This is a genomic window from Ideonella aquatica, assembly GCF_018069755.1.
GTDB classification, from domain to species: domain Bacteria; phylum Pseudomonadota; class Gammaproteobacteria; order Burkholderiales; family Burkholderiaceae_C; genus Ideonella; species Ideonella aquatica.
This window is the reverse complement of the sequence record NZ_JAGQDE010000003.1, coordinates 410254-427737: the sequence shown is the minus strand read 5'-3', so window position 1 is coordinate 427737 and position 17484 is coordinate 410254. Positions and strand designations below refer to the sequence as shown.

Here is a 17484-nt window from a genome sequence, read left to right as displayed (position 1 = left end):
AGACCCGCCTCGATGAGCGCCCACGCCCCCCACGCCCGCCCCGACACTGGCGTCGATCCCGCCCAGGTGCATGCGCTGCTGCAGCGCGAGCGCCAGCGCTACGAAGACACCCACCCGCATTCGCGCGCGCTGGCCGGCCGCGCCGCCGAGCACCTCATGTTCGGCGTGCCGCTGCACTGGATGAACGACTGGGGCACGCCCTTCCCGCTGCAGGTGGCGCATGCCCAGGGCGCGCAGCTGACCGACGTGGACGGCCACACGCTGGTGGACTTCTGCCTGGGCGACACCGGCGCCATGTTCGGCCACTCGCCCGCGCCAGTGGCGGCCGCGCTGCAGCACCAGGCTGCCGCCGGCCTGACCACCATGCTGGCCAATGAAGACGGCGCGGTCGTGGCCCGCCTGCTGGCCGAGCGTTTAGGACTGCCGCAGTGGCAGTTCGCGATGACCGCCACCGATGCCAACCGCTTCGTGCTGCGCTGGCTGCGCGCGGCCACCGGCCGGCCGGTGCTGCTGGTCTTCAACGGCTGCTACCACGGCACGGTGGATGATGTCTTTGTCGACCTGATAGCCGGCCAGCCAGTGCAGCGCCCCAGCCTGCTGGGCCAGGTGCACGACCTGCTGCCCACCACCCGCGTGGTCGAGTTCAATGACCTGACCGCGCTGGAAGCCGCACTGGCCCCCGGCGACGTGGCCTGCGTGCTGGCCGAGCCGGTGATGACCAACATCGGCATGGTGCTGCCGCAGCCGGGCTTCTGGGAAGCCGCGCAGGCCATCATCCGCCGCCACGGCACGCTGCTGGTGATGGACGAGACCCACACCCTCAGCAGCGGCCCGGGCGGCTACGCGCGGGCCCACGGCATCGCCGCCGATGCGGTGGTGGTGGGCAAGGCGCTGGGCGGCGGCATGCCCTGCGCCGCCTATGGTTTCACGGCCGATCTGGCCGCGCGCGCGCAGGCCGCCAAGCGCGCCGCGCCGCCGGGGCACTCGGGCATCGGCACCACGCTCACCGCCAACTTGCTGGCCATGGCCGCCATGCGCGCCACGCTGGAGCAGCTGCTGCGGCCCGAGGTCTTTGCGCCCATGCACGCCCGCGCCGCCGCCCTGGCCGACGGCCTGCGTGCGCTGTTCCAGCGCCATGGACTGCCCTGGTGCGTCACCCAGGTGGGCGCGCGCACCGAGTTCCAGTTCTGCGCTCAGCCGCCTCACAATGGCACGGCCGCCGGCGCGGCGATGGATGCCGAACTGGAACACGCGCTGCACCTGTACCTGCTCAACCGCGGCGTGCTGATCACGCCCTTCCACAACATGATGCTGGTCTGCCCCGACACCACCGACGCCGACCTCACCCGCCTGCTCCAGGCCATGGATGGTGCTCTGCAGGAACTGCGCCGTGGCTGAGTCCGTCGTCCAACACCCGCTGTTTCGCCTCAGCGGCCAGGTGGCGCTGGTCACCGGCGCGGGCAGCGAACACGGCATCGGCTTTGCCACCGCCCGGCTGCTGGCCGAACTAGGCTGCGAGGTGGCCTTGGCCGCCACCACCATGCGTGTGCACGACCGCGCCAACGCGCTGCGCGAGCGCGGGCATGTGGCGCGCGGCTACGTTGCCGACCTCACTGAGGCCGCCGCCGCCACCAACCTGGTGGCGCAGGTGCTGGCCGACACGGGCCGGATCGACATCCTGGTCAACAACGCCGGTATGGCCCAGCAGGGCCAGGCCGAAGACTTCACGCCCCTGGCCGAACTGGACGACGCCCAGTGGCACGCCAGCATCGCCCGCAACCTGGACACCTGCTACCTGGTCACGCGGCGCGTGCTGCCCGGCATGCTGGCGCGCGGGCATGGCCGCATCGTCAACGTGTCCTCGGTCACTGGCCCGCTGGTCAGCAACCCCGGCGAAGCCGCCTACAGCGCCGCCAAGGCCGGCATGGTGGGTCTGAGCCGGGCGCTGGCGCTGGAAGTGGCCGGCCAGGGCGTTACCGTCAACTGCGTGGCACCCGGCTGGGTGGCCACCGGCTCCACCACACCCGAGGAAGCCCAGGCCGCGCGCCACACGCCCATGGGCCGCGCCGGCACGCCGGACGAAATGGCCGCCGCCATCGCCTTCCTGGCCATGCCGGGCGCCGCCTACATCCAGGGCGAGCTGCTGGTGGTCGATGGCGCCAACTGCCTGCAGGAGCGCAAGGGATGAGTGTCTTCGCGCCCGACCTGATGCAGGGCCGCGTGATCCTGGTCACCGGTGCCGCCGGCGGCGTGGGCGGCGCGCTGGCCGACCTGCTGGCCAGCCTGGGTGCCCGCCTGCTGCTGACCGACGTGCAGGCCGAACCACTGCAGGCCCGCGCCCAGGCGCTGGGCGCCCCCGCGGTGGTGGCCGACCTGCGCGACAGCGCCCAGGCCGACCAACTGGTGCAGCAGGCGCTGGACCACCACGGCCGCCTGGACGGCCTGGCCAACTGCGCCGGCCTGTGGGTGGAAGGGCCCAGCGAACAGGCCACCGAGGCCGACTGGCAGCGCTGCATCGACGTCAACCTGAAGGCCGTGTTCTTCCTGTGCAGCCGCGCCATCCCGGCGCTCACCGCCAGCCGCGGCGCCATTGTCAACATCGCTTCCGATGCTGGCGTGGTGGGCAACGCCGGCGCTGCCATCTACTGCGCCAGCAAGGGCGGCGTGGTGCTGATGAGCAAGGCACTGGCGCGCGAACTGGCGCCGCAGGGCGTGCGCGTCAATGCGCTGTGCCCGTCAGACATCGCCTCGCCCATGCTTGATTTCCAGGCCCAGCGCTATGGCGAAGGCGACCCCGACGCCTACCACCGCCGCCTGCTGGCCCACTACCCTCAGGCAGAGGCCGCGCGTTTCCTCAGCCCGCAGGAAGTGGCGCAGCACGCGGTCTGGCTGCTGTCGCCCGCCTGCGCAGGTGTCACCGGCGCCGCGGTGATGCTCGACTTCGGCCTGACCGCCGGCTACTGATGAGCGCCACTGACGACGCCAGCACCACCCAGCAGGACGAGGTCTACGCCCGCCTGCGCCAGTGGATCACCGTGGGCCGCTTCCTGCCCGGCGAACGGCTGAAGATCCGCAATGTCGCGGCCGACCTGGGCGTGGGCCAGATGCCGGTGCGCGCCGCACTGCAACGCCTGGCCGCCGAGGGCGCACTGGTCAACATCCCCAACGCCGGTGTGGCCGTGCCGCGCCTGGGCGTGGCCGAGTTCGACGACCTGCTGCAGACCCGCATGCTGCTGGAAGGCGAAGCCGCCGAACGCGGCGCCGCGCGTCTGGACGCCGCACAGCGCAAGGCCCTGAAGGCACTGTGCACCCGCATGGCCCAGGCCCTGGCCCGTGGCGACGCCGCCGACTACCTGGCCGCCAACGAGGACTTCCACGTCATCCTCTACCAGGCCGCGGGCTCGCCCACGCTGTGGCGCCTGATCGACACCCTGTGGCTGCAGGCCGGCCCGATCAGCAACCAGCTCTTCGACACCCCCGACGCCGCCCGCGTGCTGAACGACGCCCACGAGGCACTCATCAAGGCATTGGCGCGCAACGACAGCGCCGGTGTGCGCCGCGCGGTGGAGCAGGACATCTTTGTCGCAGGGCAGTTTCTTCGCCAGCGATTGCGAGACGGCAGCTAACTGCCCGGAGCAGCCGTAGGCTGCTCCGGGCCGAGGCCCGCACATGGAGCTCCCCCCAGCCCCCCTCCAAGAGGGTGGCTCCAGTCACAACTACAAAGGGTGGTGCGCCCAGCGTGCCAGCGCTACGCCGGCCGGCAGGCCGGCCCGAAGCTCATGCTGGAGCCCCCTTCTTGGAGGGGGGCTGGGGGGAGCTCAACGGAAAAGGGCTCTGCCCACAGCGGCCTATGGCCGCTGTGGGCAGTCAGCCGCCGGTCGCGGGCTGTGCCGGGGGCCGTCCGCGGCTTCGCTTGGCCTGCTCGATGCGTTCGTTGAGTTGCGCGAACTCGGCCAGCAGCGCCTGGCAGGCGGCGGCGGGGGATTCGCAGAGGTGGTCGGTGCGCACCTGGACCTGGCCATCGGCACCGCGCACCATCGTGCGGCGCAGCACCGCCGGGTAGGCGGCATGGCCCGCCGGCGGGAAGGACCACTGGGCGGCGGCGGCCGGCTCGTTCACCGTGGTCCAGCCGTCGCCGTGGGTGACCACGGTGTCCTTGCCGTCGCGGGACTCCAGGTCCTTCAGTGCGGCAGCCACGCTGGGGTAGTTGATACCGGGCGCGGCGGACTGCTGCGCCAGTGCCTGATCGCTGAGGGCCAGCACGGCCAGCAGTGCTGCCAGGGTGGGGACGATGCGGGAGTTCATGCGCTGCATGGTAGTGCGGCGCCAGGGCCGCCAGGCACAGGGGAACTCCTGCGTCAGGAATGGGGCAGTTCGCGCAGGAACAGGTACTTCACATGGCCGCCGCCGAAACCCTCGATGCGGGCTTGTTCAGCGTAGCCCAGCGCGGCGTAGAAGCGCGGCGCCTGGAAGCTGAAGGTGGTCAGGTAGACGCGCCGCACGCCTCGCTGCACCGCGGCCGCCTCGAAGCGCTGCATCAGCGCACGGCCCAGGCCCTGCTGGCGCTGCTCGGGCAGCACCCACAGTTGCTGCAACTCGGCGCATTCGCCCCAGGTGCGGCCCAGCGCGCCGCCCAGCACCCGCCTTTGTGCATCACGGGCCAGGCAGGCCAGCGGACGCACGCCGACCACCGAGGGTGCGTTGTGCGCGTCCAGTCCGTCGTCCACGACGCCCGCATCGGCTGGCCAGTCCTCGTGCTCCGACAGTTGCCACCAGCCCGTGCTCATCCGTCCCTCCGGTTCAGCGGGCCAGCGTGGCCAGCGCCTGCTGCAGGCTGCTGGCGGGTCGGAGTGCGCCCACTGCAGTGCCGCGCCAGTTGCGCAGCGTCACCGCCACGCGCGGGGCCAGCACCGCGGCATCGGCCTCGTCGCGCACCAGCAGGGCCTGCGCCACACTGGCCAGCACCACCTCGGCAGCGCGGGCATTGTTGCCATCGTCCACCTTGATCGCCAGCCCCCAACCCAGCTCCGGCAGCGCAGCGCAGTAGACACCCTCGGCACCCACCTTGCAGCACAGGCGCTCGCCGAAGTGCGCCATCAGGTCAGTGTCCAGTCGGCCGCTGCCGGCCACCATGAAGGGCTGCGCGGCGATGGCCCGGCGCAGGCGCCGCGCTGCCACGGCGTGCCCGGCCGACAGGCCCTGGCCAGTGGCCACCCGCGCAAAGCCCCGTGCCAGCGCCTGCAGCGGGATGGCGAAGGTGGGGATCGAGCAGCCATCGATGCCCATCGGCGCATGAGCCAGATCGTGACCGGTCGCGGCCTGCAGCGCGGCGCTGACCTCGCGCATCACCGGATGCTGTGGCTGCGTGTAGCCCGACAGGAAGCCGCGCGCATCGGCGCCACCGGCCAACAGGCAACCCAGGCAGGCCAAGCCGCTGTGCTTGCCCGAGCAGTTGTTGTGCAGTGCCGATGGCTCGGCGCCGCTGCGCGCCAGCGCACGGGTGGCCGGCTCGTGGCCCGGCCAGTGCGCGCCGCACTCCAGCACGCTGGCGTCCAGCCCCAGGCGCGCCAGCAGGCCGGCGGCGGTGGCCACATGCGCGGGCTCGCCACCGTGCGAGGCGCAGGCCAGCGCCAGTTCGGCGTCCGTCAACTGCCAGCGCTCGGCCGCACCGCTGGCCACCAGCGGCAAGGCCTGCAGCAGCTTCACCGCCGAGCGCGGGAACACCGGGCGCTGCACATCGCCCAGCGCCAGCACCGTGGCGCCATCAGCATCCACCACCACCAGCGCGCCGCGGTGCGCCGATTCCACGGTGTCACCGCGCAGCGCCTCGACCAGAACCGGATTGCTCATCGCCGCAGTATGCCGCGCGCGCGCCCTACACTGGAGCCATGACTTCCCCCATCGACGAGGTCCCGGCGGTCCACGAGGACCGGCTCTGGATCGACAAGGGCTGGACCGCCCGCGTGATCAAGAACGAGGACGACGACGGCTGGGCTGTGGCGATGTTCAAGCAGGGCGAGGACGAGCCCGCGCTGGTCGGCCCCTGGACCATGGGCCGCGACAAGAAGAACCCCAAGCCGCTGGACGTGGGCGCCTTCAACACCCTGGTCAAGACCGCCAGCGAGGTGCTGCGCCGCCACGAGCAGCACCTGCACGCCACGCTGCACCAGGCGATCACGGTGTCGGCCAGCGAGCGGCGCATCACCGTGCGCCTGGACATCACACCCGACGAGGACCAGCCCAGCGCCCGCCTGAGCGCAGTGGACGATGGCGGCGACGTGCTGGCGGCCGTGGCCGTGTCGCCCGGCTTCAAGCTCAACCGTGCCAGCGCCGAGGCCTGGATCGCCAGCGAGTTTGCACGCCCCCGGTAGGCTCAGGGCCGCTGCGGGGCGCGCTTCAGCTCGCGCAGCATGAACAGGTACAGGCTCTCCAGCTTGGCGCGCGCCCACGGCGTCTTGCGCAGGAACTTCAGGCTGGAGGCCACGCTCGGGTCGCTCTGGAAGCAGCGCACCGGCAGCCGCTGGGCCAGGCCGGCCCAGCCGTAGTGCGCCGCCAGGGCCACCACCATCGCTTCCAGCGTCACGCCATGCAGCGGATTGCGGGGCTGGGCGGGCGGCGGCGAGGCAGTCATGGCGGCATTCTCGCCGCCATCACCGACAATCCCGCCATGCCCGAATGCCACGCGCGCCACTGACAGCATGCCGATCAGCGCCTTGGCCCTGGTGATCGTGGCGGCGCTGCTGCACGCGCTGTGGAACGTGGCGGCCAAGAAGGCCGGTGGCAACCACCACTTCGTGCTGCTGTCGGCCATCGGCATCGTCGTCTTCTGGGCGCCGGTGGGTGTGTGGGCCGCGTGGACCGAACTGCCGCGCTGGGGCGCGCTGGAATGGGGCCTGGTGCTGGCCAGCGCGATCACCCACCTGGTCTACTTCAATGTGCTGCTCACCGGCTACCGGCTGTCGGACCTGACCGTGGTCTACCCGGTGGCGCGCGGCACCGGCCCGCTGCTCAGCGCCGCGCTGGCCTGGTGGCTGCTGGCCGAGACCCCCGGTCCGCTGGGCGTGGCCGGCGTGCTGGCGGTGTGTGCCGGCATCTGGCTGATCGCCGGCGGGCCGGCGCTGTGGGCGCGCGCCCATGACCCCGCGCAACGCCTGCGCGTGCGCGCCGGCCTGGCCTGGGGTGCGGCCACCGGCGTGCTGATCGCCGGCTACACGGTGATCGACGGCTATGCGGTGAAGGTGCTGCTGGTCTCGCCCATCCTGGTCGACTATTTCGGCAATCTGCTGCGCGTGCCCTTCATGCTGCCGGCCTGCTGGCGCGACCGCGCCGGCTTTGCGCAGGCGCTGCGCACGCAATGGAGGCACGCGCTGGTGATGGCAGTCTTCAGCCCGCTGGCCTACGTGCTGGTGCTGTACGCGGCGACGATGGCGCCGCTGTCGCACGTGGCACCGGCGCGCGAGGTGTCGATGCTGTTCGCGGCGCTGATCGGCGGTCGCTGGCTGGGCGAGGCCGACCGCGGCTGGCGCCTGGCGGGTGCGGCCTGCATGGCCGGCGGCGTGGCCGCGCTGGCGATGGGGTGAACATGCGCTGCGCGGCCCTGTTCCTCGCACTGATGCTGGCCGCTCTGCAGGCCGCCGCCTGGGGCCCGCGCGGCCACCAGACCAGCGTGGCGATTGCCGAGGCGCTGATCGCCGGCAGCCGCGCCGAGCGCGAGCTGCGCGCGCTGCTGCAGCCCGCCGGCTGGACGCTGGCCGATGCCGCCCAGCGCCCCGACTGCCTGCGCGGCGTGGGCAGGCCCTCCTCGGGCCCGCCCGAGTGCCGCGTCTTCAGCGCCGACGACCTGGCCGCCGCCGTGGCCGGCTTCGAGGGCGCCTGCGGTCCGCGCATCCCGCCCGAGGCCTGCCACCGCCGCCTGCACTACACCGACGTCGCGATCCAGCGCGAGGCCTGGCGCCCCGGCCTGGCCGGCACGCGCGAGGCCGACATCGTCGGCGCACTGGGCGCCGCCATCGCCGTGCTGCAGGACCAGCCGCCACCCGGCCCGCCGCGCTTTGCCAGCAAGCGCGAAGCCCTGGCCTGGCTGGCCCACCTGGTGGGCGACCTGCACCAGCCGCTGCATGTGGGCGCGCTGTACCTGGACGCAGGCGGCCAGCCGATCGACCCCGACCACACCCCGCATGGCCCCACCCACGACACCGCGGGGGGCAACCGGCTGCAGCTGGGCGAGCGCAACCTGCACAGTCTGTGGGACGCTGCGCCGCCGATCAGCGTGAACGCCGCGCTACTGGCCGAAGCCCGTGCCCTGCCCCGCCCCAGCGGTGCCGCGGCGGGGTGGCCTGCGCAATGGGCCAGCGAAACCCTGGGCGTGGCGCGCCAGGCGCTGTCACCGCTGCGTTTCAGCCCCGCCCGCGGCGACCCACCGCAATGGACCCAGCGCAGCCCCGACGACGCCGCCACACGCGAAGCGCTGCAGCGCCGCCAACTGCTGCGCGCCGGCGCCCGGCTGGCCCAACTGCTGCAGGCGATCTGGCCATGATCACGCTGACACCCATCACCCTCGAAGACGCCGCGCCGCTGTGGCCGCTGATCCAGGACCCCGCCCTATACACCTACACCGACGACCACCGCCCGCACGGCCAGGCGGCCTGGCAGTCGCGCGTGGCGCGCTGGGTGGCCGGCGCGCCCGCCGACAGCGGCGAGACCTGGCTCAACGCCGTCATCCGCGACCGCGCCAGCGGGGCGCCGCTGGGCCTGGTGCAGGCCACGCGCGAGGCCGATGGCCGGATCTGGGTGGGCTACCGCATTGGCAGCACCCACGCCGGCCGCGGCGTGGCCACCGCGGCGCTGCAGGCCTGGCTGCAGCAATTGCAGGATCGTTGGCCGGCCAGCACCGTGTGGGCCAGCGTGGACCTGCGCCACGCTGCGTCACGCCGGGTGCTCGACAAATGCGGCTTCGTGCTCGACCACACCGCACCCAGCACAGTGCACGGCGCGCCCAGCGAGGACGCGCTCTACCGCTTCGGCCCGCCCGGGCGCTGAGGCTTGCGCGGCGCCGGCCGCGCACCGGTCTCGCGCGGCGGCAGGCCGGTGTGCTGGGTCAGCATCCGGCCCTTCTTCGGCGCCGCGGCGGGTGCTGCGGCCTTGGTCGGCGTCGAGTTGCTGCGCCGCGGGCTCTGGTAGCCGCTGTCCTCGCGCGGCTGCCAGGTCGGCACCAGTTGGTGCTTGCCGTTGCCGATCAGGTCGGCCCGGCCCATGTCCTTCAGCGCCTCGCGCAACAGCGGCCAGTTGGCCGGGTCGTGGTAGCGCAGGAAGGCCTTGTGCAGGCGGCGGCGGCGGTCGCCCTTGACGATGTCCACCTTCTCGGCGCGGCTGTCGCGGTGGATGCCGCGCAGCGTGTTCAGCCCGGTGTGGTACATCGCGGTGGCGGTGGCCATCGGGCTGGGATAGAAGGTCTGCACCTGGTCGGCGCGAAAGCCATTGCGCTTGAGCCAGAGCGCCAGGTTCATCATGTCCTCGTCGCGCGTGCCCGGGTGGGCGGCGATGAAGTACGGGATCAGGAACTGCTGTTTGCCGGCCTCGGCATTGGCCTGCTCGAACATCGCCTTGAAGCGGTCGTAGGTGCCTATGCCGGGCTTCATCATCTTGGACAGCGGGCCGTTCTCGGTGTGCTCGGGCGCGATCTTCAGGTAGCCGCCCACGTGGTGGGTGACCAGTTCCTTGACGTACTCGGGCGACTGCACCGCCAGGTCGTAGCGCAGGCCCGAGCCGATCAGGATCTTCTTCACGCCCTTGAGCGAGCGGGCGCGCCGGTACATCTTGATCAGCGGGCCGTGGTCGGTCTTCAGGTTGGGGCAGATGCCGGGGTAGACGCAGCTGGGTTTGCGGCAGGCGGCCTCGATCTCCGGGCTCTTGCAACCCAGCCGGTACATGTTGGCGGTGGGGCCGCCCAGGTCGCTGACCACGCCGGTGAAGCCCTTCACCTTGTCGCGCATGTCCTCGATCTCGCGGATCACCGAATCTTCACTGCGGCTCTGGATGATCCGGCCCTCGTGCTCGGTGATCGAGCAGAAGCTGCAGCCGCCGAAGCAGCCGCGCATGATGTTCACGCTGAAGCGGATCATCTCCCAGGCCGGGATCTTGGTGGCGACGTCATGGCTGCCCTGCGCGTCGGCATACGAGGGGTGCGGCGCCCGCGCGTAGGGCAGGTCGAACACATGGTCCATCTCGGGCGTGGACAACGGGATCGGCGGCGGGTTGACCCACAGGTCGCGCGCGATATGACCGTCGCCATGGCGCTGCACCAGCGCGCGGGCGTTGCCGGGATTGGTCTCCAGGTGCAGCACGCGGCTGGCGTGGGCGTAGAGCACCGGGTCGGACTTGACCTGCTCATAGGCCGGGATGCGGATCACGGTGTGATCGCGCGGCGTGGTGATGGCGCGCGCGCCCTGGTGTTCCAGCGCGCGGCGCACCAGGCGCACCGGCTGCTCGGCGGCCGGCTCGGCAGCGCCCTCGGCGCAGGCGGCGCCGGGCGTGGTGTCCACCTCGGCGTAGGGGCTCAGCAGGGCATCGACGTGCCCCGGCGTGTCGACCTCGGTCGAGTCGATCTCGAACCAGCCGGCCAGCGCCGGATCATCCGGCTTGCGCAGGAAGGCGGTGCCGCGCACGTCGGTGATGCTGTCGATCGGCTTCTTCTGCGCCAGACGGTGGGCGATCTCGACGATGGCGCGCTCGGCGTTGCCATACACCAGCAGGTCGGCCTTGCTGTCGACCAGGATGGAGCGGCGCACCTTGTCGCTCCAGTAGTCGTAGTGGGCGATGCGGCGCAGGCTGGCCTCGATGCCGCCGATCACCACCGGCACATCCTTGAAGGCCTCGCGGCAGCGCTGGGTGTAGACCAGCGTGGCGCGGTCGGGCCGCTTGCCGGCCACGCCACCGGGCGTGTAGGCGTCGTCGCTGCGGATCTTTCGGTCGGCCGTGTAGTGGTTGATCATCGAATCCATGTTCCCGGCGGCCACGCCGAAGAACAGGTTCGGGCGGCCCAGCGCCGCGAAGGGCTCGGCCGAGTGCCAGTCGGGCTGGGCGATGATGCCCACGCGAAAGCCCTGCGCCTCCAGCGTGCGGCCGATCACCGCCATGCCGAAGCTGGGGTGGTCGACATAGGCGTCGCCGCTGACGATGATGATGTCGCAGCTGTCCCAGCCGAGCGCGGTCATCTCCTGCCGGCTCATCGGCAGGAAGGGCGCGGGCCCGAAGCGCTTGGCCCAGAACGGGCGGTAGGCGGTCAGCGCCTTCGGGCGGGCAGGGGCGGCGGAGGTGGTGGCGACAGTCACGGCGGTGGGCAAGAGCAACCCCGTATTGTCGGTGTTTGGGCCTGGGCGGGCCGGCAAAGCCCCTGCTTCGCCCCGCGCCGACGGGGTCTATCCCCGCGCGCTCAGCGGCCGAACAGGCCCTTGATCACGTTGCCCACGCCCTCCACCACGCCGCCCAGGCTCACGCCCACCGCCTCGGCCACGCCGGTGGCAAAGCGCTGGGCCAGGCTGTCGTTGATCGAGAAGGCGGGGTCGTCCAGCCGGCCCTGCAGCGTGAAGTCCAGCGTGATGCGGCCCTGGTTGCGCAGCGCCGCCACCGCCGCCTGGCGCGACAGGCTGCCCAGCCGGCCCAGCAGGCCGGAGCCGTCGGCCAGTTCCAGCCCGGTCAGCACCATGCGGCCGGGCGCCTTCAGGCGCTGGCCGTGGACGCTGGCGGTCAGGCGCAGGTCCAGCCGGCCCTGGCGAATGCCGCCATCGTTCACCTTCAGCAGGTAGGGCTGCAGCGCCCGCATGTCGATGGCGGTGAAGTCGGCCGCCAGTTCAGCCTCGCGCGTGGCCGGGGTGAGCTGGCCGCGCAGCGCCACCTGGCCGTCGTGCGCCGGACCCTTCAGCGTGGCCGACAGGTCGATGTCGATCGCCTGGTCCAGCCCGGGCAGAGCCAGCGTGTCCAGTGTGGCGTTCAGGTCGGCCAGGCGGATGCGGTGCGGCCGCGGCAGTCCGAGGCTGGCATCGAACAGATCGACCTGCACGCCGCGCAGCACGATGTGGTCGATCAGCACCGCCGGCGCAGGCGGGGCGGCGCTGGCAGTCGGCGCCGCCGCGCGGGCCGGCGTCTCCAGCATCGAGGGCAGCACGCGCAGCCGCCCATCGCGGGTGCGCAGCAGCACGATGCGGGCGTCCTCGACGACGATGCGCTGCACGCGCCAGGCGCCGCTGAAGGCACTGGCCAGGTCGGGGCGCACGGTCACCAGGCCGGCGTGCAGTTCCTCATCGGCTGGCCAGCCGGGCGCGGCGGCCACGTGCAGCTCGCGCACCCGCAGACCGGTCCAGCCCACTTCGATGGCCCCCACCGTGGCGCGTGGGCCCAGGGCCTCGCGCAGGCCGGCCTCCAGGCGCTGCAGCGCCACGCGGTAGGCGGCGAACAGGCCCAGCAGCAGGGCGCCGATCAGGGCCAGGACGATCAACACGCGGGAACGGGTCATCCCGGCATTGTCGCCACGCTGCAGTGCCCTGGCAGCGAGAATGCGCGCCACCATGCCCCACCCTGCCCCGCCCACCGACCGGCTGCTGCTGGGCGTCGACTTCTCCAGCGCACCCCGCGCCGCCAAGCCCATCGTCGCGGCCTGGGGCCGGCGGGTGGGCGCGGTGGTCCGGCTCGACACGATCGAGACCCTGCCGCGCCTGGACGATTTCAGCGCCCTGCTGCGGCGCCCCGGTCCCTGGGTGGGCGCCTTCGACCTGCCCTTTGGCCTGCCGCGCGAGCTGGTGCTGGCGCTGGGTTGGCCCACCGACTGGGCGGCGCTGATGCGCCACTACGCGGCGCTCTCGCGCGAGGAGATCCGCAGCACCTTTCAGGCCTTTTGCGATGCCCGGCCGGCGGGCGGCAAGTTCGCCCACCGCGCCTGCGACGGACCGGCTGGATCCTCCCCCAGCATGAAATGGGTCAACCCGCCGGTGGCCTACATGCTGCATGCCGGCGTGCCGCGGCTGATCGAGGCCGGTGTGGACCTGCCCGGCCTGCACGCGGGCGACCCGGCGCGCGTGGCGCTGGAGGCCTACCCCGGCCTGCTGGCGCGCGAGCTGATCGGCACCCGCTCGTACAAGAGCGACGAGCACGCCAAGCAAACGCCCGAGCGCCTGATCGCCCGCAAGGACCTGCTGGCCGCGCTGGAGCAGGGCCGCAGCCGCCTGGGCCTGCGCCTGAAACTGAGCCCGGCCCAGCACGAAGCCCTGGCCGAGGACGCCAGTGGCGACCGGCTGGACGCGGTGCTGTGCCTGCTGCAGGCGGCCTGGGCCGTGGGCCAGCCGGGCTGGGGCCTGCCGGCAGTGATGGATCCGCTGGAGGGCTGGATCCTCAGCGCCTGATCAGCGCAGCGCCACGTACAGGAAGTACGGCGGCGGCCCGTCGGCGCCCACCACACCAAAGTGCGGGCTGTCGAAATCCTCGCGGTACCACTGTTGCAGGTCGCGCTCGGTCTCGCGCATCTGGGTCTCGGACGTGGTCTGGCCCAACACCACCAGCTCCGCAAAGTCGGGCGCCTGCCGGTGGTACAGGTCGGCCCGGGCGTCCACATCGCTGGTCAGCCCCACCCGAAAGCTCAGCGCACGCTCGCTGCGCGCATGCACCGCGATGCGGCGGCGCAGGTCCAGGCCGGTGGGCCAGGCGACTGGCGTGTCTTGGCGGATCAACATGCGGCGTCTCCCCGGAGGATCGGTGCCGCGATGATAGTTCGCCCGACCCCAGGCGCCGCCTGTGCGCCTGGGGGGACCTTCAGGCCACCGAAGCCTGCAGCACCGCCAAGGCGTTGCGCGCCGCCCAGACCCCCATCTTGACGTAGGCCTCGGCCGTGACACCGCCGATGTGCGGGCTGAGCGTGATCCGCGGCTCACCATGGAAGGGGTGCGGCGCCACCATCGGCTCGACCACGAAGCTGTCCAGGCCAGCGGCCGCCACCTGGCCCGAGCGCACCGCGGCCAGCAGGGCCGCTTCGTCGATCAGGCCGCCACGCGCGGTGTTGACGATGATGACCCCCGGCTTGCACTGCGCCAGGACCTCGGCGTTGATCAGCCCGGCGTTGTCGGCGGTGAGCGGGCAATGCAGCGACACCACGTCGGCACGGCGCCACAGCGTGGGCAGGTCGACGCGCTCGATGGCGCCGGGCAGCTCGCCGGCATAGGGATCGAAGCCCAGCACCTGCATGCCCATCGCATCGGCGATGCGGGCCAGGCGCAGGCCGATCGCGCCCAGGCCCACCAGCCCGATGGTGCGGCCCTCCAGCTCCAGGCTCTTGTGCGTGGCCTTGTCCCAGTGGCCGGCATGCATGCGTTCGTTGAGAGCCACCACCGACTTGGCACAGGCCAGCAGCAGCGCCAGCGCGTGTTCGGCCACGGCCGCCGCGTTGGCGCCGACCGCTGCCACCACCTGGATGCCGCGCGCCTGCGCGGCGGTCTTGTCGATGGTGTCGGTGCCACTGCCATGCTTGGAGATCACGCGCAGGCTGGGCGCGGCGTCCATGGCCGCAGCGCCCACCCGCCCGTAGCGCACGATGATGGCCACCGGGTCGTGGCGTCGGCACAGCGCGACGATGTCGTCGTCGCTGGGCGCCTTGCCGGCGTAGACCACCTCGAAGTCCTCCAGCAGCGCCAGGGCCGGGGCGGCCAGGTCGGCGCCGGTGACCAGGAACACGGGGCGGGAGGCGCTCACAGCGTCTCTCCCTCGCCGATGACGCCGGCAGCACGCAATGCGCCGTCCAGCCAGCCCGGGCGCAGGGCCTTGCGGCTGCGGATGTCGGCGATGCGCCGGGTCTCGGCGGCCACCTTCTCGCCGGCCAGCGGCAGCAGCGCGGCCGCCTTGGCGCGCTCGATAACGGTGACGCCGTCGGCATCGCCCACCACCAGGTCGCCCGGGTGCACGGTGACACCACCGACCGACACCGGGTGATTCAGGCGGCCGGCGATGGCCTTGGTCGGCCCGTTTGGGTTCAGACCCGCGGCGAACATCGGGAAGCCCAGCGCGCGGATGGCCTCGCTGTCGCGCACCGCGCCGTCGATGACCACCGCCGCCACGCCCAGGGCCATGGCCTGCTGGCTCATGATCTCGCCCATCAGCGCGCTGCTGAGGTCTCCCTTGCCGTCGACGACGATCACATCGCCCGGCTTCACCACGGCCAGTGCGGCGTGGATCATCAGGTTGTCGCCGGGGCGCAGTTCCACGGTGACCGCCGGGCCGGCAAAGCGCATGCCGGGCGCCAGCGGCGCGATGCGGCCATGCAGCGCACCACGCCGACCGGCCACGTCGGCCAGGATCGATGACGGGTACTGGGCGGCTTGCGCGACCACGGCAGGGTCGACGCGCTCGATCTCGCGGATCACATCGGGCAGGGCGGTGCCTCGATTCATGGGGGGCTCCTTCGGGAACAGGGACGGGGTGGGCGGGCGGGGCGGCAAGCGGGGGCGGCTCAGTCCACCTTGGCGCCGGACTCCCTGACGACCTTGCCCCACTGCGGAATCTCGTCCTTGAGCAGGGCGGCGAACTGCTCCGGCGTGCTGCCCGCGGGATCGGCCCCTTCGTCGTTCAGGCGCTTGTTGAGTTCAGGGTCCTTCAGCGCCTTGTTGAACTCGGCATTGATCCGTGCGATGACCTCCTTCGGGGTGCCAGCCGGGGCCAGCAGGCCGAACCAGGTCACCGAGTTGAAGCCCTGGTAGCCCGACTCGTTGATGGTGGGCACCTGCGGCAGATCGTCGACGCGCTTGGCCGAGGTCACCGCCAGCGCCCGGACCTTGCCCTGCCGGATCTGGCCCAGCAGCGTGGGCACCGACGACAGGTACAGATCCACCGTGCCGCTGATGACATCGGTCATCGCCTGGGCGGCGCCCTTGTAGGGCACGTGCTGGGTCTTGATGCCCGCCGCCTTCTGGAACAGCTCGCTGGTCAGGTGGGCCACGGTGCCGTTGCCCGGTGAGGCGAAGTTGATTTCGCCCGGCCTGGCCTTGGCCGCCTTGACCGCGTCGGCCAGGGACTTGTGGGGCGTGTTCAGGCCGGTCACCATGACCAGCGGCGCATTGGCCAGCAGCACGATCGGCGTCAGGTCCTTCTGCGGGTCGTAGGGCAGCTTGCTGTAGAGCGTGGGGTTGATCGCCAGGTTGCTGGTCTGGCCCAAGACCAGGGTGTAGCCATCGGCCGGCGACTTGGCCACCGCATCGACACCGAGGTTGCCGCCGGCGCCGGGCTTGTTGTCGATGACGAAGGTCCAGCCGGTGGACTTGGCCACGCGCTGGCTGGTTTCGCGGGCAATGATGTCGGTGCCGCCACCCGGCGGGAAGGGCACGACGATGCGGATCGGCTTGGCGGGCCAGGCCTGGGCGAAGGCGGTGCTGCCCAGGGCCAGTGCGGCGCAGGCGAGAACGAGGCGTCGGGGGGTGTTCATGCTGTCTCCGTGTCTGCCTGGCACAACCACCGGGGAGTCGGGGTCTGCAGGTCTGGTGCGCAGTATTGGGCGCCGGCGCAGTACAGTCCAATCAATACTTTCTTCAAACCCATCAACCGGGCTTTTGGAATGGACCTGCGAGACCTGCGCTACTTCGAGACCATCGCCGAGCTGCAGCACCTGGGCCGCGCCAGCGCGGTGCTGCACCGCACTCAGCCGGCCCTGACCAGCAGCATCCGCCGCCTCGAGGCCGACTGCGGTGCCGCGCTGTTCGAGCGCGCCGGACGCGGCATCCGCCTCACCGATGCCGGGCGCGTGCTGCTGAAATGGGCGCAGCGCATGCGCTTCGACGTGGAGGACGCCCAGCGCGAGCTGCGCGCCATCGGTGCCGGCCTGACGGGCCAGGTGCGCATCGGCATCGTGCCGACAGCGGCCCAGTTCGTGCTGCCGGCGGTGGCGCGGCGACTGCTGCAGGAGGCCCCCGGCGTGACGCTGCGCACCGTGGTGGGCCTGGTCGACACCCTCAAGCCGCAGCTGCGCGCCGGCGAGCTTGACCTGATCGTCGGCTCCGAGACCGGGGCCGAGCCGGGCTGGGTCTCGCGGCCGGTGGCCGAGGACGTGATCGTGGTGGCGGCCAGCAACCGGCACGAGATCTTCCGCACCCGCCCGACGCTGAAGGACCTGTGCCGCTACGCCTGGGCCCTGCAGCCGCCGGGCGCCCCCACCCGCGACTGGCTGGACCACACCTTCGACCGCCAGCGCCTGCCACGCCCGCGGGTGCAGGTGGAGACGACGATGCTGCTGATGCTGCCCACGCTGATCGTGCAGACCGGGCTGCTGAGCTTCATCTCGCGCGACCACCTGCAGGGCCGTGGCCGCATCCCGGGCCTGAAGGAGGTGCCCGTCCCCGGCGCCGCGATGACCCGCCGCATGGTGGTCATCCACCGCGACAAGGCCTACCTGTCGCCGGCCACGCAGCGGCTGCTGCAGCTGTTCGAGGAGGTCGACGCGGCGGGGTGAGGGCCGCG

At 72.0% G+C, this 17484-nt stretch carries 20 protein-coding genes; 10 read left to right on the top strand and 10 right to left on the bottom strand.

Going from position 1 to position 17484, the window contains the following annotated elements:
• The first annotated feature begins 12 nt into the window (after positions 1–12).
• The 4 genes from KAK06_RS06345 to KAK06_RS06330 are packed head-to-tail and all read left to right on the top strand — an operon-like array spanning position 13 to position 3626.
• On the top strand, positions 13–1398 hold the full coding sequence (locus KAK06_RS06345; protein WP_210801075.1) for an aspartate aminotransferase family protein: 1386 nt from the start codon (positions 13–15) through the stop codon (positions 1396–1398).
• On the top strand, positions 1391–2188 hold the full coding sequence (locus tag KAK06_RS06340) for an SDR family NAD(P)-dependent oxidoreductase (RefSeq protein ID WP_210801074.1): 798 nt from the start codon (positions 1391–1393) through the stop codon (positions 2186–2188). Before KAK06_RS06345 ends, KAK06_RS06340 begins: the two co-directional genes overlap by 8 nt.
• Positions 2185–2964 (top strand): SDR family NAD(P)-dependent oxidoreductase, encoded by a 780-nt coding sequence (locus KAK06_RS06335; RefSeq protein ID WP_210801073.1) that lies wholly within the window; start codon positions 2185–2187, stop codon positions 2962–2964. Before KAK06_RS06340 ends, KAK06_RS06335 begins: the two co-directional genes overlap by 4 nt.
• Positions 2964–3626, top strand: coding sequence for a GntR family transcriptional regulator (locus tag KAK06_RS06330; protein WP_210801072.1), 663 nt, complete (start codon positions 2964–2966; stop codon positions 3624–3626). Before KAK06_RS06335 ends, KAK06_RS06330 begins: the two co-directional genes overlap by 1 nt.
• A gap of 241 nt (positions 3627–3867) precedes the next feature.
• On the opposite strand, the gene KAK06_RS06325 is transcribed toward KAK06_RS06330, so the two are convergent.
• The 3 genes from KAK06_RS06325 to KAK06_RS06315 are packed head-to-tail and all read right to left on the bottom strand — an operon-like array spanning position 3868 to position 5850.
• Positions 3868–4305 carry a hypothetical protein gene (locus tag KAK06_RS06325; protein WP_210801071.1) on the bottom strand — a complete coding sequence of 146 codons (438 nt, stop codon included), beginning with the start codon at positions 4303–4305 and terminating at the stop codon, positions 3868–3870.
• Between the two features lie 53 nt (positions 4306–4358).
• The gene (locus tag KAK06_RS06320) at positions 4359–4787 is read right to left on the bottom strand and encodes a GNAT family N-acetyltransferase (RefSeq protein WP_210801070.1); all 429 of its coding nucleotides are present in this window, start codon (positions 4785–4787) and stop codon (positions 4359–4361) included.
• 13 nt (positions 4788–4800) lie between these two features.
• Complete coding sequence (locus tag KAK06_RS06315) at positions 4801–5850, bottom strand: asparaginase (RefSeq protein ID WP_210801069.1); 1050 nt, start codon at positions 5848–5850, stop codon at positions 4801–4803.
• A 38-nt stretch (positions 5851–5888) separates the two neighbouring features.
• Between KAK06_RS06315 and KAK06_RS06310 the strand changes: the two genes are divergently transcribed.
• Positions 5889–6371, top strand: coding sequence for a hypothetical protein (locus KAK06_RS06310; RefSeq protein WP_210801068.1), 483 nt, complete (start codon positions 5889–5891; stop codon positions 6369–6371).
• A gap of 2 nt (positions 6372–6373) precedes the next feature.
• Here KAK06_RS06310 and KAK06_RS06305 read toward each other — a convergent pair whose 3' ends face one another.
• Entirely contained in the window at positions 6374–6631 is a 258-nt protein-coding gene (locus KAK06_RS06305; protein ID WP_210801067.1) for a VF530 family protein, read from the bottom strand.
• Between the two features lie 67 nt (positions 6632–6698).
• Between KAK06_RS06305 and KAK06_RS06300 the strand changes: the two genes are divergently transcribed.
• From KAK06_RS06300 to KAK06_RS06290, 3 genes are read left to right on the top strand one after another with little or no spacing between them, the layout of a single operon-like run.
• Complete coding sequence (locus KAK06_RS06300; RefSeq protein ID WP_210801066.1) at positions 6699–7580, top strand: EamA family transporter; 882 nt, start codon at positions 6699–6701, stop codon at positions 7578–7580.
• 2 nt (positions 7581–7582) lie between these two features.
• On the top strand, positions 7583–8536 hold the full coding sequence (locus KAK06_RS06295) for a S1/P1 nuclease (RefSeq protein WP_210801065.1): 954 nt from the start codon (positions 7583–7585) through the stop codon (positions 8534–8536).
• Positions 8533–9039 carry a GNAT family N-acetyltransferase gene (locus KAK06_RS06290; RefSeq protein WP_210801064.1) on the top strand — a complete coding sequence of 169 codons (507 nt, stop codon included), beginning with the start codon at positions 8533–8535 and terminating at the stop codon, positions 9037–9039. Before KAK06_RS06295 ends, KAK06_RS06290 begins: the two co-directional genes overlap by 4 nt.
• Here the strand turns inward: KAK06_RS06290 and KAK06_RS06285 are convergent.
• Together KAK06_RS06285 and KAK06_RS06280 are read right to left on the bottom strand one after the other, a co-directional pair.
• Positions 9012–11348 carry a YgiQ family radical SAM protein gene (locus KAK06_RS06285; protein ID WP_375140876.1) on the bottom strand — a complete coding sequence of 779 codons (2337 nt, stop codon included), beginning with the start codon at positions 11346–11348 and terminating at the stop codon, positions 9012–9014. The two genes, KAK06_RS06290 and KAK06_RS06285, sit on opposite strands and share 28 nt — an antisense overlap.
• 83 nt (positions 11349–11431) lie before the next feature.
• On the bottom strand, positions 11432–12511 hold the full coding sequence (locus KAK06_RS06280) for a DUF748 domain-containing protein (protein ID WP_210801063.1): 1080 nt from the start codon (positions 12509–12511) through the stop codon (positions 11432–11434).
• Positions 12512–12563: 52 nt separating this feature from the next.
• Between KAK06_RS06280 and KAK06_RS06275 the strand changes: the two genes are divergently transcribed.
• Entirely contained in the window at positions 12564–13394 is an 831-nt protein-coding gene (locus KAK06_RS06275) for a DUF429 domain-containing protein (protein ID WP_210801062.1), read from the top strand.
• On the opposite strand, the gene KAK06_RS06270 is transcribed toward KAK06_RS06275, so the two are convergent.
• The 4 genes from KAK06_RS06270 to KAK06_RS06255 form a co-directional block, all read right to left on the bottom strand.
• Positions 13395–13721, bottom strand: coding sequence for a hypothetical protein (locus KAK06_RS06270; protein WP_210801061.1), 327 nt, complete (start codon positions 13719–13721; stop codon positions 13395–13397).
• Positions 13722–13800: 79 nt separating this feature from the next.
• Positions 13801–14733, bottom strand: a complete 933-nt coding sequence (locus tag KAK06_RS06265; RefSeq protein WP_210801060.1) for an NAD(P)-dependent oxidoreductase — start codon at positions 14731–14733, stop codon at positions 13801–13803.
• On the bottom strand, positions 14730–15428 hold the full coding sequence (locus KAK06_RS06260; RefSeq protein ID WP_210801059.1) for an RraA family protein: 699 nt from the start codon (positions 15426–15428) through the stop codon (positions 14730–14732). Before KAK06_RS06260 ends, KAK06_RS06265 begins: the two co-directional genes overlap by 4 nt.
• A gap of 59 nt (positions 15429–15487) precedes the next feature.
• Positions 15488–16456, bottom strand: a complete 969-nt coding sequence (locus KAK06_RS06255) for a Bug family tripartite tricarboxylate transporter substrate binding protein (RefSeq protein WP_210801058.1) — start codon at positions 16454–16456, stop codon at positions 15488–15490.
• Positions 16457–16585: 129 nt separating this feature from the next.
• Here KAK06_RS06255 and KAK06_RS06250 point away from each other — a divergent pair, with 129 nt between their 5' ends.
• On the top strand, positions 16586–17476 hold the full coding sequence (locus KAK06_RS06250; RefSeq protein ID WP_210801057.1) for a LysR family transcriptional regulator: 891 nt from the start codon (positions 16586–16588) through the stop codon (positions 17474–17476).
• Positions 17477–17484: the final 8 nt, after the last annotated feature.

Excerpts from the sequence above, each read along its gene's own strand:
- KAK06_RS06345 (WP_210801075.1), top strand. The coding sequence starts at position 13 with ATGAGCGCCCACGCCCCCCACGCCCGCCCCGACACTGGCGTCGATCCC.
- KAK06_RS06335 (WP_210801073.1), top strand. The coding sequence starts at position 2,185 with ATGAGTGTCTTCGCGCCCGACCTGATGCAGGGCCGCGTGATCCTGGTC.
- KAK06_RS06330 (WP_210801072.1), top strand. The coding sequence starts at position 2,964 with ATGAGCGCCACTGACGACGCCAGCACCACCCAGCAGGACGAGGTCTAC.
- KAK06_RS06325 (WP_210801071.1), bottom strand. The coding sequence starts at position 4,305 with ATGAACTCCCGCATCGTCCCCACCCTGGCAGCACTGCTGGCCGTGCTG.
- KAK06_RS06320 (WP_210801070.1), bottom strand. The coding sequence starts at position 4,787 with ATGAGCACGGGCTGGTGGCAACTGTCGGAGCACGAGGACTGGCCAGCC.
- KAK06_RS06315 (WP_210801069.1), bottom strand. The coding sequence starts at position 5,850 with ATGAGCAATCCGGTTCTGGTCGAGGCGCTGCGCGGTGACACCGTGGAA.
- KAK06_RS06310 (WP_210801068.1), top strand. The coding sequence starts at position 5,889 with ATGACTTCCCCCATCGACGAGGTCCCGGCGGTCCACGAGGACCGGCTC.
- KAK06_RS06305 (WP_210801067.1), bottom strand. The coding sequence starts at position 6,631 with ATGACTGCCTCGCCGCCGCCCGCCCAGCCCCGCAATCCGCTGCATGGC.
- KAK06_RS06300 (WP_210801066.1), top strand. The coding sequence starts at position 6,699 with ATGCCGATCAGCGCCTTGGCCCTGGTGATCGTGGCGGCGCTGCTGCAC.
- KAK06_RS06295 (WP_210801065.1), top strand. The coding sequence starts at position 7,583 with ATGCGCTGCGCGGCCCTGTTCCTCGCACTGATGCTGGCCGCTCTGCAG.
- KAK06_RS06290 (WP_210801064.1), top strand. The coding sequence starts at position 8,533 with ATGATCACGCTGACACCCATCACCCTCGAAGACGCCGCGCCGCTGTGG.
- KAK06_RS06280 (WP_210801063.1), bottom strand. The coding sequence starts at position 12,511 with ATGACCCGTTCCCGCGTGTTGATCGTCCTGGCCCTGATCGGCGCCCTG.
- KAK06_RS06275 (WP_210801062.1), top strand. The coding sequence starts at position 12,564 with ATGCCCCACCCTGCCCCGCCCACCGACCGGCTGCTGCTGGGCGTCGAC.
- KAK06_RS06270 (WP_210801061.1), bottom strand. The coding sequence starts at position 13,721 with ATGTTGATCCGCCAAGACACGCCAGTCGCCTGGCCCACCGGCCTGGAC.
- KAK06_RS06260 (WP_210801059.1), bottom strand. The coding sequence starts at position 15,428 with ATGAATCGAGGCACCGCCCTGCCCGATGTGATCCGCGAGATCGAGCGC.
- KAK06_RS06255 (WP_210801058.1), bottom strand. The coding sequence starts at position 16,456 with ATGAACACCCCCCGACGCCTCGTTCTCGCCTGCGCCGCACTGGCCCTG.
- KAK06_RS06250 (WP_210801057.1), top strand. The coding sequence starts at position 16,586 with ATGGACCTGCGAGACCTGCGCTACTTCGAGACCATCGCCGAGCTGCAG.